The organism is Marinobacter sp. MMG032 (assembly GCF_040112695.1).
GTDB lineage: Bacteria > Pseudomonadota > Gammaproteobacteria > Pseudomonadales > Oleiphilaceae > Marinobacter > Marinobacter salsuginis.
In genome coordinates, this window is the sequence record NZ_CP157802.1 from 2954677 (window position 1) to 2968835 (window position 14159).

Consider the following 14159-nt stretch of genomic DNA (forward strand, 5'->3'; position numbering starts at 1 on the left):
AGACCATGGGAGTGTCAAAGGCAGGCTATGACCTGACGCCATTGACTGAGGCGCAGGTTGAGGAAAAGGCCGCAGATCTGACATCGGAAGAGCGACGTGTATTGCTGGACCATGGTACCGAGCATCCGTTCTGCGGGACCTTGCTGGATAACAAGAAAGCCGGAGTTTACCACTGCCGGCTCTGCGATCTGCCTCTGTTCAGTTCGGACTCGAAATTTGACTCGGGAACCGGCTGGCCAAGCTTCTTCCAGCCCTTTGATCCGGAACACATCCGGTACATCGAGGACACCAGTCTGGGCATGACCCGCACCGAAATCCGCTGTCCCAGATGTGACAGCCATCTTGGCCATGTTTTTCCCGATGGCCCGCCGCCAACCGGGCAGCGTTACTGCCTGAACTCGGTTGCCATGGTGTTTGAGGAAAACGCCTGAGAACTGATGGGGGCCGTCAGGCCCCCATTCTATTTACTGCCGCCTGTCACAGTGGCTACATAGTGTGCCACCGCGTGGATCTGTTCCTCAGACAGCGACTCGTTAAACGCGGGCATAATACCAACCCCGCCGGTGACGGCATTGGCCACCTGTTCCAGGGTTGGCTTGAGTTCATCCAGGTTCGGGCCGACGGCACCGGCTGAACCTGCGTCGGCGAGTGTGTGGCATATCGTGCAGGAGGGTTGTGCCTCCTGGGTGAAGACCTGCTTTCCTTTCTCCAGCTCACTGGCGACAACCAGTGAAGGTAGCCCGATCAGGGCTACCGCGAAAAATAATGCAGTTTTTCTCATGTTGTTGCTTTCCGCAAAGATCGGGGTCGACCTACTCCCGGCCGACCCGACCAGTCATCAACTGATGGCAACCGTAACTCCGTGGTCGCTCCAGCCATTGTGGCCGTAACCACGTTCATTCTCGACCCGGCCCTCAGGCTGGGTATTGCCCTCCACGTCTGTGGCCCGGCTGACAATTCGATGCTCTCCAGCGGTTAGATCGGCTGCCAGTACAAACGGCCGCCAGGCATAGGGACCCAGATCCGGGCCCAGGAAGCGAGCCTGTTTCCAGGTTTTGCCGCCATCCACGGAAACGTCGACTTTTTCCAGCGCAACGGTGCCACCAAAGGCCACCCCGTAAATCATGTTTCGGCCGGTCCGACCGCTTTCCAGAGGGGCGGTCACCCAGGATTTCACGTTCATTTCCCACATGGAGGGCTGATCCGGGGCGCCTTTTACACCAACATCACGGATCCGGTAACCGGAGGCCTGGATCTTGGCGTCAGTCTGGTTTTCGGTGAAGGCGACGTTCTTGACGTACTTCACGTTGTTCACGCCGTAGTAACCCGGCACCACCATGCGCAGCGGGCCACCGTGGGTATGGGTCAGAGGCTCGTCGTTCATTTCCCAGGCCAGCAGGGCGCTTTCCATGGCTCGGGTGGGAACGGAGCGCTCGACGATCACGGTTTTCGGGTCCAGACCGTCAGGCAGTGTCTCGCCGCCGGTACTGGTGATGTAGCGTGCCCCTTCGACAGGACCGCCCAGAGCCTCTACAACGTCCTTCAATGGCACCCCGGTCCACATGATGCAACCAGCGGCGCCAACAGACCACTGGGTGCCACCTGCCCCGTGAGGGAAAAACGCCCGGCCGTTACCGGAACACTGCAGGACAGACGCAACGGTGGTTACGCCCATCTGCTTCAGGTCACCGACTGTCAGGGTTCTGGGGTTTTTGACGCCCTCGATCCGCACCTCCCAGACATCCGGGTTTTCAGTCACCGAGGCCGGTGGTGCCGGCAGGTTGTTGCGTACGAACAAACGGTCACTGGCGGTGATTACGCCGTTGCCGATGGCCCCCCGTTGGGTTTCCATGGTGTTGGTGCTGTGAACGATCAGGGCGTTGCGTTCTTTCCAGGCCGCGTAATCCGGCAGTGATTTTGGCTCATCGGCCTTGGCCAGGGGCGTAAACCCCAGCACGGAAACCGCCGCCATGGCGCCGGCGCTGCCAAGCAGCAGGGTGCGCCGGGTAGGGTTCTGGAGGCCCGGGTCATTCGGGCCACGCATCAGAGCTGTTTCCTGCTTCATGATCCGTCTCCTTTTTAGGGTTGTCGTCGGACGGTGGGACTGCTCTTTCGATTCTTTGGAGTTATATCCTTATATCTTATAGATAATGATCAAAAATTAATCAATGCTTTTGTGCGTTATCCAACGGGTTTTTCAGTCGCTATAATTCGCCGCTATTGAAATTCCCGGCAAGGCCGGGAGCGAAACCGGGAAACAGAGAAGGGGCGCTGTGATGATTCGATTGAAGATGAATCCGCTAACGGAGTCGGCAACGCTTCTTCGGCGGGCGGGCGTGGTTCTTGGCAGTGTCGGACTAACCGCACTCTTTTCCCTGTTGGTGTTGCTCCGGGCGCTGTTCGGAAGGCTGAACCGACCCATCGTTGATCAATACTGTCGGGAGTGGTCGGCGTCGCTGTTACGACTGGTTCGTGCCAATCTGACGGTGCGAGGGCAGGTGCCGGATTTCGGTGATGGCCGGCGCTACATCATCCTGTGTACCCATGCCAGCCATTATGACATCCCGGTCACCTTCGTGTCGTTGCCGGGCTCCATTCGAATGCTGGCGAAAAAGGAACTGTTCAGTATTCCACTGCTGGGGCAAGCCATGCGTGCAGCGGAATTCCCCTCGGTGGACCGTTCCAACCGACAACGTGCCGTGCGAGACCTGGAAAAGGCCCGTGCCATGATGGAGAGCGGGATCGTGCTCTGGGCCGCACCTGAGGGGACCCGTTCACCGGACGGCAAGCTTCTGCCCTTCAAGAAAGGCTGCTTTCACCTGGCGCTGGATACCGAGGCGGTGATTGTGCCGGTGGCCGTGCGCGGGATTCATCGGGTGTTGCCGGCCCGCACCTGGCAAATCAACCTTGGCCAACCGGTGGACGTCCGGGTGGGTGAGCCTCTGGAGACGGCCGGCAAGACCAAGGCCGACCTGGATGAGGTGATGACCGAGGTGCGCGAAAGGCTGACTGAGTTGCTGGGGGATGGTGAAGCCGGTTAGCACCGGCCTCACACAGTTACGCTATATCAGGCGGTGCCGGCGGCCACCACCGTGGACAACAGATAACCGGTATAGGCAACGTAGACCAGTACCAGGATGCCGCCATCCACTCGGCTCACCAGTTTGCGCCAGCCAGTAAGGCCGTAGCCCATCAGGAACAGGCCCACCGTAAGTGCCAGCATCAGCGTCCAGTCCCGGTAAAGCACTTCCGGATCCACCGCCAGGGGTTCGATAGCCGCGGCAAGCCCCACTACGGCCAGGGTGTTGAAGATGCCGGATCCCAGAATGTTACCCAGGATGAGGTCGTGCTCGTTCTTCTTGACCGCCGCCAGGGCCGAGGCAAGCTCGGGAAGGGAGGTGCCGATGGCAACAATGGTAAGGCCGATCACCAGGTCGCTGACACCCAGGCTCTGTGCAATGGTGACTGCACCCCACACCAGCAGGCGGGAACTGACAATCAGCAGTACCAGGCCGACCACCAGCCAGATAACAGCGGTTTTGAGGGGCATGGGATGGGCGATGATTTCGGCATCGGCGTCACCAGCGAGGGGGTCGGCTTTGCCTCTCAGGCCCTGATAGATGGACCAGCCCATGACTGCCGCGAAGACCGCCAGTAGCAACCAGCCATCCAGGCGCGAGAGTTGGCCGTCCAACAGTTGAACCCCGGCAATCAGAGTGAGCCCGATAAGTAGCGGCAACTCTTTTCGAATGACCTGTGAGTGCACCGCGATCGGGGCGATAACCGCCGTGAGGCCGACAATCAGGGCAATGTTGGTGATGTTGGAGCCATAGCCGTTACCCAGGGCCAGGCCGGGGTTGCCGTCGGACGCGGCCATGGCGGAGACCGCCAGTTCCGGTGCCGAGGTGCCGAAACCGATAATCACCATGCCGATCAGAAGGGTGGGCATGCCCAGATGTTTGGCGGTCGCCGCAGCGCCCTCGACAAATTTGTCGGCACTCCAGACCAGCAGTACCAGGCCGGCGATGATTGCGCCAAATGCCATTAGCATAGATAGACCTCAGTTGATGAAACGTCCGAGCATGAAAACCCCGGCATAGCCAAGGGTGTAGGCTGCCAGGAGGTGTGCAAGATACCGCATATAGGCCGCAAAGGTCAGCCCCGGGACCTTGCTCATTGCCACGATGCCGGCGGCTGAACCGATCACCAGCAGCGAGCCGCCCACGCCCACGGCGTAAGTCAGTCCCATCCATTCGCCTGGACTCATGTCGATGCCGGCCTTCAGCAGTGCTGCCGTCAACGGCACGTTATCGATCACCGCCGAGAAGATGCCCATCAGGTAGTTTGCGTAAAGCGGTGGCAGGACATCGTAGATGGCCACCAGCGAGTCCAGTGCATGAATCTCCTTGAGCATGCCCACCAGCAGCAGGATGCCGAGGAAGAACAGCAGGGTTTCAAACTCGATGATACGGATGTATTCGAGAATCGGGTCCAGGTCCGAGTCGTCACTCATGAATCGCGACACCAGGAACATGATGGACAGGCCGAACAGAAAGGTCAGAACCGGTGGAATTCCGAACAGGGCATTGCCGGCGATCGTGCTCAGGATTGTTAACAAAAACAGTCCGCTGATGACCGCATCAACCCGTCGCACCGGGGTGGTGTTGGAACGAAGTGTCACGGTACCTGTCAGGCCCCGTGAGAGGAAGATGGCAAGGATGAAAACCGTAATCGAGGCCGGGATCGCGAGGGTCAGCAGAGTCAGTATTTCCACCTTTTCCGCGAGGAAAATCATCAGAGTGGTAACGTCGCCGGTGATCAGGGAAACGCCGCCTGAGTTGACCGCAAAAACCACCAGCGTGACGAACTGGATGCGCTTTTTCAGCTCCAGATCCAGCGACAGAATCAGGGAGCATGAGACTAAAGTGGCGGTGATATTGTCTGCCAAAGAGGAGAAAATGAAACAAAAAAGACCGGTCAGGAAAAGTAGCCGCCTCTCGCTTACCTGTTTCGGCATGATCAGGTAAATCACGTTTTCGATCATACCCTTCTTATTCAGGTAGGCGACGAATGTCATGGCTGCGACGAGAAACAGCCACAATCCGGCGATTTCGGCAATGCTCTCGGACAGGCCGGCGGAAATGGCAGACGTTTCATCCGGGCTATCACTGAACAGGAAGAGCAGCATCCAGCTCATGGTGCCAAAAAACAGCGTTACCTTGGCTTTGTTGATGTGGATGACTTCTTCAAATATGACGCCCAACAGCGCCAGAACCGCGAGAACAATCAGAAACGCATCAAGGGCAGACATTGGGGAAATCCCGTCCTGGTTTGTCAGAGTAAAGGCCGAAGCCGGCCAGACAGATCATGCGGGCGGATTTTAGACCTTTGGCCCGAAGCAAACCACTGTTCGCAAGTGCACGTATCGGCAGGTGGAACCAGTAAAAGCCTGATAAGGGCGCAACGATTGACAATCGCAATTTATTATCCCGGCGAAAATCGGGATAATTGCGCGCACATTCAGACCGGAAGCAGACGGCGGCGCCGTTTACCTCGCGCCCGACCGGCTTTCGACAGGCCTTCTTGCTGATCGTGAGGGGGCAAAAAGGCTCAACACTAGCTAGGGTGAAAACCAATGGCCGTTAGACAGGCAGACGTAGTGCTGGTCGGTGGTGGCGTCATGAGCGCCACTCTCGGCATGATGCTCAGGCAGCTTGATCCGTCCCTGGACATCGTGATGGTGGAGCGTCTCGACCACGTTGCCCATGAGAGCACAGACGGATGGAATAACGCAGGTACCGGACACGCCGGATACTGTGAGCTTAACTACACCCCTGAAACCGACGATGGCGACGTGACCATCGATCGTGCCCTGCAGATCAACGCCCAGTTCGAGGTGTCCCTGCAGCTCTGGTCCTATCTGGTGGAGCAGGGCATTCTGCCGGAGCCATCCACCTTTATTAACCGCACACCACACCAGAGCTTTGTCTGGGGTGAAAAGGACGTGGCCTTCCTCAAGCGCCGCTACGAGCGCCTGAGCGCCCATCATCTGTTCCGTGATATGGAATACACCGAGTCCCCGAAGGATCTCGAGGAATGGATGCCCCTGATCGTCAATAATCGGGACCCGATGCAGCGTGTTGCCGCGACCCGGATCAAGCACGGCTCGGATGTGGATTTCGGTTCTCTCACCCGCAGCATGGTGAGCTGGCTGGAGACCCAGCCGAACTTCGAGCTGATGCTCAGCTCGCCGGTGCACTACATTGACCAGCGGGACAACGGCCGCTGGAAGCTTCGCGTCAAGAACCAGAAGACCGGCGAGCTGACCAAGCTGGAGACCGGCTTCGTGTTCCTCGGGGCCGGTGGTGGTGCGTTGCCGCTGCTGCAGAAGTCCGGTATCGAGGAAGCCCGGGGCTATGGCGGCTTCCCGGTCAGTGGTCAGTGGCTGGTGTGTGGCAAGCCCGACATCGTCCAGCAGCACGATTCCAAGGTGTACGGCAAGGCGCCGATCGGCGCGCCACCCATGTCGGTGCCGCACCTGGACACGCGTATCATCAACGGCGAGCCGGCCCTGTTGTTTGGCCCCTTTGCCGGTTTCACCACCCGCTTCCTCAAGCAGGGCTCCATCTTTGACCTGATCGGCTCGGTGAAATCCACCAACCTCAAGCCGATGCTCTCGGTGAGCAAGAGCAACATGGACCTGACCCGCTACCTGATCGGGGAAGTGTTCCAGTCCCACAGTGACCGGGTGGCCTCGCTGCGCAACTTCTTCCCGGACGCCATGGAAGAAGACTGGCAGCTGCGGATGGCCGGCCAGCGGGTGCAGATCATCAAGCAGGTTGATGGCGGCGGTGGCAAGCTCGAGTTCGGCACCGAAATCGTGGCGGCCAAGGACGGGACCCTGGCAGCACTGCTTGGCGCTTCCCCCGGGGCCTCTACCGCAGCCAACGCCATGATCAATGTGATCGAGCGCTGCTTCCCGGAAAAGATCAAGACGCCGGAGTGGCAGGAGCGAATGAAAGAGCTGGTGCCGTCCTACGGCCAATCCCTGGTTGAAGACGAAGCACTGCTGACTGAAGTCCGTGCGAGGACCCTGTCGACCCTGAAACTGGGCTGATATTCCCAAACGATCTAAGAAACCGAAAGGCACTGCGAGCACTGGGTTTTATCCCGCTGATCGCGGTGCTTTTCGCGTTTTGGAAAGGGGCGAAATTTGCGATTTCACAGCTACCGCGTAGGGTTATAAGGCAACCCTTAGGAAAGGAGAGAGCCTGTGAGTGAGCAAAAGTACAATCCTGAGAAAGGGTATATTGCGCTGTTGGGCTGGAGCCTGAATGCGGTGGAAGCAGCCGACAAGTTTGACCGTCGGTATGTTGTCGTGGCACCGGATTGGGCGGAAGCCTACTGCGAGGAGCATGACATTCCCTACGTGCCCTGGAATTTCGAGCGCCTGAACGACCGCTCTGTGGAGATTGCACAGACCCTCAAGGAGATGGGCGTTGACGTTGCCATCCCGTTGTTTGAGGAAACTGTGGAGTGGGCCGGTGCCATCAACTCGGTGTTGATGGACAAGCCGCGTCTGTTCGGTCAGGCCATGTTGTTGCGTGACAAGGCGCTGATGAAACGCCGGGCTCAGCTCGGAGGCATCCGGGTGGGTATCTTCGAAGAGGCCCATGATAAGGGCGACGTTATCCGGTTCCTCAAGCGGGTTAACCAGACTCTGCTGAAACTGGATGGCGACCCCAACGACCCTATCCACCTCAAGGCGTTCGACAAGGCCGGTTGTCTTGGCCACCGGGTGATCCGTACGCCTGACGAAGTGGACACCATCCCGGAAGAAGAATTTCCGGTTCTGATGGAGTCGCACCTGGATGGCTGGGAATTTGCGGTCGAGGCCTGGATCCACAACGGCAAGATCGCCTTCCTGAATATCTCCGAGTATGTAACCCTGGGCTACTCCGTGTTCGTCCCGGCAACACCCGACCTTGAGAAATACCGGGACCAGATCCGGGGTGAAATCGAGAAGCTGATCAAGACCTTTGATATCGAGTTCGGATTTATCCATCCCGAGTATTTCGTAACCAGCGACCGGACCATGTACTTTGGCGAGGTGGCCTATCGTCCGCCGGGCTTCAAGGTGTTCGAGTTGCTGGAGAAGGCCTATGGCTTCAACGCCTATCAGGGTCTGATTCTGGCCTTCGATCCGAAAACCACCGAAGAAGAAATCAAAGCCTTTTTCCCGAAGGAAGTGGTGGATGCCAAGGGTTATGCCGGCTGCTTCGGGGTCTATCCGCGTCGCCGGGTGGTCAGCAGGCTGGAGATCCCGGAGGAGACCGAAAATCACGAGTATTTCGAGTCTCACGAGCTGACGCCGCCGCTGGAAGAAACCGTTACCAAGCGTACTGCGTTCGGTACCCACTGGGGTCTGGTGTATTTCTTCGGTGAAGATCCTTACGTCATGCGGGACCTCCTGAAACATCAGGAAGACCTCGATTTCTATGTATAATCAGGAGAAGCATTAATAACAAACGGGTTTGGTGCCAGGCCCTGAGGACTATCGTTTGAGCGATCACCAACCGGGCAGCGCAGCGCCAGCTGTCAATTTCGAGAAGCTGGTTCAACGTCTGGATGATGCAATCCAGGCCATGGAAGAAAGCCGGTCCTTTGCCAGGGCCGGCAAGCTCCCGCGCGTACTGGATACCGCCCGACGGGTCCTGCTGCAGCCTGGTGGCTGCCAGGTTATCGAGGAGCGCGCCGAACGCCTCGAACTGGCCGGCGTGTTCGCCGGTACGGACTGGGCCGAACCCGGTATTCTTCTCCCCACACTGACAACCCATTCGCTGCAAAGCCAGAGTGCCGACACCGTGGTCATTGAGGCTTTCAGCGAACTGCGGTTGCTTGCCGTGGCCCGAGGCCACTATCTGCATCCCTCGGTATCGGCCGAACAGGCGCACCACTACCTGACTCAGGTCCTGGCCATCAACCTGGGCCTGTTGTTCGGCATGACCGGTGAAGCCGAGCGGGAGCAGGGCAAGCTCGCGCTGATCAGTCAGGCTGTGGTCCAGTACGTTGCTGATCACATCGGCTACGAGCATGTGATCGACAGTCTGATCGAAGAAATCTGGCGGATTCTTGAGCAACGCCCGATCCAGGTGACCGACGTGCGCCGCATGATCACCCAGATTGCTTTGTGCCGGGCGGATCCGCAGGCCGATCTTGGTGGTGCTGGCCGGGGTGCGGACCGGCTGATTTCCAGCCTCTACGGGCCCACCCGGGCCTGCAGCGAAGATCCCGGAACCGTGGTTTACCAGCAGCGGCTGGAAACCATGGATGCCCAGGCCCTGCAGAACGAAGCCACCGGGTTCGCACGTTCCATGCACGACACCGGATTGGTGTCGCCCTACCACGCCGCGTTCATCCGATTCATTCTTGCAGATCAGGACACCTTGCTGAGCGAGGCGCTGGGTCTGTCCAGTACCGGCAGAGATTGCCTGATGTGTTACCGGGAGCTGGTTCACACCCTGATTAACGAAGGCATCTATCCGGAAACGGCCCAGGGCATTTATGGCCTGGCGCTGCTGCTGGAGCGGGGCATTCTCTATCAACCTCCGGTAGCGCCTGGTCTTTGGCGTCAGGCACGGCTGTCTCTGTGTCCTCATGCCCGGGAGCGACTTGAACTGGCCTATGGCTATCAGCCGCAACCGAATGCCTGGCTGATTCAGGGCGTACTGAATATGTTGGGCCAACCGTTGGGCGTAGGGCAGGGCAACAACCCGACCTGTCAGTCGGCTCGTGCTCTGTCGATGTGGGCCTACAACGATCCGGACTATCTCTTGCAGATGGTGGCCTGGGCTGCCCGGGATAATGAAATAGTTATTCATTTTGAAGGCCAGCCCGTGTCGTCGGCGCAAAGTGCCGGCGGTGTCGCTTCAGAGGTTACCCTGGACCTGGACCCTGTCTCTCTGGTGGTGGTGCCGCATCTGGACCGCATTTATGTGGAGATGGGCCGATTGTGTGTCGGGCGGGAGGGTGATCCCCATAAATGGGTAAACCCGGAATTTCACGGCTGGTCGGCTGGCCGCGGTTTTGCCATCAACGTCGATGTGGCTACCGGCAAACTGCACGATCTGGAAGGCTTTATCCGCCACTTCTACGCCAGCTATCACCCCTACTACAATGGCAATCAGCCATTGATTCACCCGCAGCCGGCGGGTATCGCCGTTACCGACAGTGCCGCCCGGTTTATCGGCTGGCACGCTATCACCATTCTCCGGGCCGCGCTCGACCCGGATGGTGAGATGCGGATTTACTTCTTCAACCCCAACAACGACAGCGGCCAGAACTGGGGCGACGGCGTCAAGGTAAGCACCTCCGGCTACGGCGAGCGTTTCGGCGAGTCGTCGCTGCCTTTCGAGCAGTTCACATCGCGGCTGTACATCTTCCATTATGATCCCCTGGAGCGGGGCGAGCCTGCGGAAGTGAACGAAGACGCCCTCCGGCGCGTAACAGAGGGTGTGTATCGCAGCTGGGGTCAGGATCGCGTACCGGCAGAAGCGCTTCAGGCGGAGCCGCCCAGAACCGATTGATCCTGGTACCTGCCGATCACCCGGAATCCACAGATCAAGAGGAAGGCCATGGCCAACGAACACTCGCCGGCCCGTAACGGGGCCGAGTTGTTTATCCGGGCGCTGGAAAACGAAGGCGTTGAATACATTTTCGCGGTGCCCGGCGAGGAAAATCTCGCCTTCCTTGAGGCCCTGAGAACCTCCAGTATCAAGCTGGTGCTCAATCGTCATGAACAGGCCGCCGGCTTCATGGCCGCCACCTATGGACGCCTGACCGGCAGGGTAGGTGTCTGCTTGTCCACACTCGGGCCCGGCGCCACCAACTTCGTCACCGCAGCCGCCTATGCCCAGCTGGGCGGTATGCCCATGATGATGATCTCGGGCCAGAAACCCATCAAATCCTCCAAGCAGGGGCTATTCCAGATTCTGGATGTGGTGGACCTGATGCGTCCGCTCACCAAGTACACCCGGCAGATCACCAATGCCAACACCATTCCCGCCAAGGTGCGGGAAGCGTTCCGCCTGGCCTCCGAGGAGCGTCCGGGTGCGGTGCATCTGGAATTGCCGGAGGACATCGCCGACGAAGTGCCTGAGTCCGACACCCATATCTTCAAGCCCAGTGATGCCCGCCGCCCCTCAGCCAGCCCGAAAAGTCTGGAGATGGCCTGCGAAATGCTGCGCGAGGCCCGGCACCCGCTTATCATGATCGGCGCCGGCGCCAACCGGAAACGGGTCTCACAGGCGCTGCTGCATCTGGTGAACGTCACCGGCATCCCTTTCTTCACCACCCAGATGGGCAAGGGCGTGGTGGATGAACGGCACCCCCGTTACCTGGGTAACGCGGCCCTCTCGGCCGGCGACTTTGTGCACTGCGCAATCGACCGCGCCGATCTGGTGATCAACGTCGGGCACGATGTCGTGGAAAAACCGCCCTTCTTCATGACCCCCGGCGGCAAGAAGGTCATCCATGTGAACTTCAGTGCTGCCGATGTCGACCCGGTTTATTTCCCCCAGCACGAAGTGGTGGGAGATATCGCCAACAGCGTGGAATACATGGCCGAAAACTGTGGCCAGTGTGCCAACCACGACTTCACTCGCCTGATGGAAGTGAAAGACGCGGTGGACGCCCACCTGCAGGAACGGGCCGAGGACGACCGCTTCCCGGTGATTCCCCAGCGCATTGTCCACGATGTCCGGCAGGTGATGCCCGAGGACGGGATCATCACGCTGGACAACGGCATGTACAAACTCTGGTTTGCCCGCAATTACCCGGCCTACGACAACAACACCGTGCTGCTCGACAACGCCCTGGCTTCCATGGGGGCTGGCCTGCCAAGCGGCATGATGGCCTCCATGCTGTATCCGAATCTGAAAGTGATGGCGGTGTGTGGCGACGGCGGGTTCATGATGAACAGCCAGGAGCTGGAAACGGCGGTACGTCTGAACCTCAACCTGGTTGTGTTGATTATCAACGACAGCGCCTACGGCATGATCAAGTGGAAGCAGGGGCAGGAGGGGTATACCGATTTCGGGCTGGACTATCGCAATCCGGATTTCGTCACCTATGCCGAGTCCTATGGTGCCAAAGGCCATCGCATAACCCGCACGCAGGATTTGCAGCCAACCCTGGAAAAGGCCCTGGCGGAAGGCGGTGTCCATCTGGTGGAGGTGCCGGTGGATTACAGTGAAAACCGCCGGGTGTTTGATGAGGAGCTGGCGGAACTGACCTGTAGGTTGTAAGGGGTGTATCATGCTCTGCGGATATTGAACCCGAGGTAGCCCAGCAATGATCCGTCTCCTTATTCGTGGCCTGATTGCCGCTTTTGCACTTACTATTCTCGCCGGTTGCAGTAGACCCGAGACGCCCCAGGAAGTGGCAGCGGCGTTCTGGCAGGCCATGGCCGAGAATGACGCTGGCGACGTGATGGAATACTCCACCCTGTCGGACACCGCTGCGTTCGACGGTTATAAGCGGAGCTGGACCGATGCCGTGCCCTCGTTCGGGCGGGTCATCATCGAAGATCGGGAAGCCACCATCGTAACCCGCCTGCCCGCCGAGGCGGGTACTGAGAGCGAGCGGCTGGAGTTGGTGACTTACCTCGTGCGCCTCGAGGAGCAATGGCTGGTGGATTACGACCGCACCGGCGAGGCCATCCTCAATCCATCACCGTTCAACAGCATCATGGGTGAGCTTAGCCGGCTTGGCGAGGAGCTCAGTGCCCGTTTCTCCTCATCGTCTGATGAGTTTGAGCAGCAAATGGAGCAGTTGGCTCGCGACCTGGAAGCCTATTCTGACGAAATGGGCCGGCAGGCAGAAAGCGCCATGGATGAATTCGGTCAGAAACTGCAGGAAGCCATGCGGGAACTTGAGCGGTCGGTGGAGGAAGCCCTGAAAGACAGCGAGCCGACACCGGAGGAGGACCGGATGATCCTGGAGCAGGCTGCCCGGGACCTGGATCGCCAGGCCGATGAATTGGGCGACCCGACCATGGAATCCCTCGCCAACGCCAGTCGCACCGTGGCGGAAACCGGCGAACGCTTCACGCGCCTGAGTGAGGATACCCAGGAACGTTATCAGGATGAGTGGCAGAGAAAGTTGGCTGAGATGCGCGCCGATGCTGAGGAATTCATCCAGCAGCTCAGGCCCTAGCGGGCCTGTTCGGCGCCTCTGAGCATGGCCTGAAGCAGCTCTTCCGCATCGAACTTCGTCAGGGCTTCGTTGGCACCAACCTGATTGGCGTAGCTCAGGCTCATTTCGCTGTTCAATGATGTATGCAGAATGATGTAGGGCTGCTTCAGTGCTGAATTGTCCCGCACATTGAACGCCAGCTCGTACCCGTCCAGCCCTGGCATCTCGATATCGCTGACCAGAATATCCGTGGGCCGGCCCAGTTCGTGATCGCGCAGCAGGATCTGCAGGGCGTCATCGCCATTGGACGTTACCTGGTAGGGGATATCCTTGCTGTCCAGCACATCTGAGAGCTGTTTCCGGGCCACCTGGGAATCGTCCACCATGAGTATGTTCAGCGCTTTGAGGGTCTCACTCTGCACATCTGTGAGAACCACCTCCTGGGTATCCAGGGATTCCGGGTAAACCTTGGCCAGCAGCAATTCCACGTCCAGCAGCTGGATGATATCGCCATCCACGTCCAGCAGGCCGGTGATAAAGGCCTTGTTGCCCAGGGCTTTGGGCGGCGGCATCACTTGCTTCCAGTCGGTTTCGATAATCTGCTGAACGCTGCGCACCAGAAAGCCAATTTCCTGGCGCTGGATGTCCGTGATAATAATCGAGGCCTTTTCCTGTTCCTCCCTGCTCAGCGGTGGGTAGCCCACGGCCGCAGCCATATCAATCACCGGAACGGCGGATCCCCGGAAGGTGGCCGTACCGATGACCGCATGATGGCTATGGGGCAGTTTGGTCAGCCGCATGAAAGGCAGGATTTCCCGGATCTTCAGGGTACCGATCCCGAACAGACGTTCGCCGGAAAGCCGGAATAGCAGAAGTTTCTGGGTCTGCTTCGCTTTGCTGGACATAAAACCGGATCCTTTCAACTGCAAAAGCCCCTGAGGCAGGAGCTTTTCAAGAAATGGGTT

Annotated in this window: 12 protein-coding genes; 7 read left to right on the forward strand and 5 right to left on the reverse strand. The window is 58.9% G+C overall.

Annotated features, from left to right (window positions below):
* Positions 1 to 5: 5 nt before the first annotated feature.
* The gene (gene msrB / locus ABNF92_RS13505; protein ID WP_069181941.1) at positions 6 to 431 is read left to right on the forward strand and encodes a peptide-methionine (R)-S-oxide reductase MsrB; all 426 of its coding nucleotides are present in this window, start codon (positions 6 to 8) and stop codon (positions 429 to 431) included.
* A 29-nt stretch (positions 432 to 460) separates the two neighbouring features.
* Here msrB and ABNF92_RS13510 read toward each other — a convergent pair whose 3' ends face one another.
* Entirely contained in the window at positions 461 to 781 is a 321-nt protein-coding gene (locus ABNF92_RS13510; RefSeq protein ID WP_349342433.1) for a cytochrome c, read from the reverse strand.
* 57 nt (positions 782 to 838) lie between these two features.
* The gene (locus tag ABNF92_RS13515) at positions 839 to 2065 is read right to left on the reverse strand and encodes a sulfite oxidase (RefSeq protein WP_349342434.1); all 1227 of its coding nucleotides are present in this window, start codon (positions 2063 to 2065) and stop codon (positions 839 to 841) included.
* 211 nt (positions 2066 to 2276) lie between these two features.
* Here ABNF92_RS13515 and ABNF92_RS13520 point away from each other — a divergent pair, with 211 nt between their 5' ends.
* Positions 2277 to 3041 carry a lysophospholipid acyltransferase family protein gene (locus tag ABNF92_RS13520; RefSeq protein ID WP_349342435.1) on the forward strand — a complete coding sequence of 255 codons (765 nt, stop codon included), beginning with the start codon at positions 2277 to 2279 and terminating at the stop codon, positions 3039 to 3041.
* Positions 3042 to 3067: 26 nt separating this feature from the next.
* Here the strand turns inward: ABNF92_RS13520 and ABNF92_RS13525 are convergent, their stop codons facing one another.
* Complete coding sequence (locus ABNF92_RS13525) at positions 3068 to 4051, reverse strand: calcium/sodium antiporter (protein ID WP_349342436.1); 984 nt, start codon at positions 4049 to 4051, stop codon at positions 3068 to 3070.
* Between the two features lie 9 nt (positions 4052 to 4060).
* Entirely contained in the window at positions 4061 to 5311 is a 1251-nt protein-coding gene (gene nhaD / locus ABNF92_RS13530) for a sodium:proton antiporter NhaD (RefSeq protein ID WP_209400041.1), read from the reverse strand.
* 324 nt (positions 5312 to 5635) lie between these two features.
* Here nhaD and mqo point away from each other — a divergent pair, with 324 nt between their 5' ends.
* The 5 genes from mqo (at position 5636) to ABNF92_RS13555 (ending at position 13215) form a co-directional block, all read left to right on the forward strand.
* Complete coding sequence (mqo, locus tag ABNF92_RS13535) at positions 5636 to 7117, forward strand: malate dehydrogenase (quinone) (protein WP_349342437.1); 1482 nt, start codon at positions 5636 to 5638, stop codon at positions 7115 to 7117.
* A 156-nt stretch (positions 7118 to 7273) separates the two neighbouring features.
* On the forward strand, positions 7274 to 8506 hold the full coding sequence (locus ABNF92_RS13540) for a carboxylate--amine ligase (RefSeq protein ID WP_136629244.1): 1233 nt from the start codon (positions 7274 to 7276) through the stop codon (positions 8504 to 8506).
* A gap of 55 nt (positions 8507 to 8561) precedes the next feature.
* Positions 8562 to 10586, forward strand: coding sequence for a hypothetical protein (locus ABNF92_RS13545; RefSeq protein WP_349342438.1), 2025 nt, complete (start codon positions 8562 to 8564; stop codon positions 10584 to 10586).
* Between the two features lie 48 nt (positions 10587 to 10634).
* Entirely contained in the window at positions 10635 to 12305 is a 1671-nt protein-coding gene (locus ABNF92_RS13550) for an acetolactate synthase large subunit (protein ID WP_291908272.1), read from the forward strand.
* 46 nt (positions 12306 to 12351) lie between these two features.
* Positions 12352 to 13215, forward strand: coding sequence for a hypothetical protein (locus ABNF92_RS13555; RefSeq protein WP_349342439.1), 864 nt, complete (start codon positions 12352 to 12354; stop codon positions 13213 to 13215).
* Here the strand turns inward: ABNF92_RS13555 and ABNF92_RS13560 are convergent.
* The gene (locus ABNF92_RS13560; protein WP_136629248.1) at positions 13212 to 14099 is read right to left on the reverse strand and encodes a chemotaxis protein; all 888 of its coding nucleotides are present in this window, start codon (positions 14097 to 14099) and stop codon (positions 13212 to 13214) included. The two genes, ABNF92_RS13555 and ABNF92_RS13560, sit on opposite strands and share 4 nt — an antisense overlap.
* Between the last annotated feature and the right edge of the window lie 60 nt (positions 14100 to 14159).

Coding starts and splice junctions, on each gene's coding strand:
- ABNF92_RS13555 (WP_349342439.1), top strand. CDS start 12,352: ATGATCCGTCTCCTTATTCGTGGCCTGATTGCCGCTTTTGCACTTACT.
- ABNF92_RS13550 (WP_291908272.1), top strand. CDS start 10,635: ATGGCCAACGAACACTCGCCGGCCCGTAACGGGGCCGAGTTGTTTATC.
- mqo (WP_349342437.1), top strand. CDS start 5,636: ATGGCCGTTAGACAGGCAGACGTAGTGCTGGTCGGTGGTGGCGTCATG.
- msrB (WP_069181941.1), top strand. CDS start 6: ATGGGAGTGTCAAAGGCAGGCTATGACCTGACGCCATTGACTGAGGCG.
- ABNF92_RS13510 (WP_349342433.1), bottom strand. CDS start 781: ATGAGAAAAACTGCATTATTTTTCGCGGTAGCCCTGATCGGGCTACCT.
- ABNF92_RS13515 (WP_349342434.1), bottom strand. CDS start 2,065: ATGAAGCAGGAAACAGCTCTGATGCGTGGCCCGAATGACCCGGGCCTC.
- ABNF92_RS13560 (WP_136629248.1), bottom strand. CDS start 14,099: ATGTCCAGCAAAGCGAAGCAGACCCAGAAACTTCTGCTATTCCGGCTT.
- nhaD (WP_209400041.1), bottom strand. CDS start 5,311: ATGTCTGCCCTTGATGCGTTTCTGATTGTTCTCGCGGTTCTGGCGCTG.
- ABNF92_RS13520 (WP_349342435.1), top strand. CDS start 2,277: ATGATTCGATTGAAGATGAATCCGCTAACGGAGTCGGCAACGCTTCTT.
- ABNF92_RS13525 (WP_349342436.1), bottom strand. CDS start 4,051: ATGCTAATGGCATTTGGCGCAATCATCGCCGGCCTGGTACTGCTGGTC.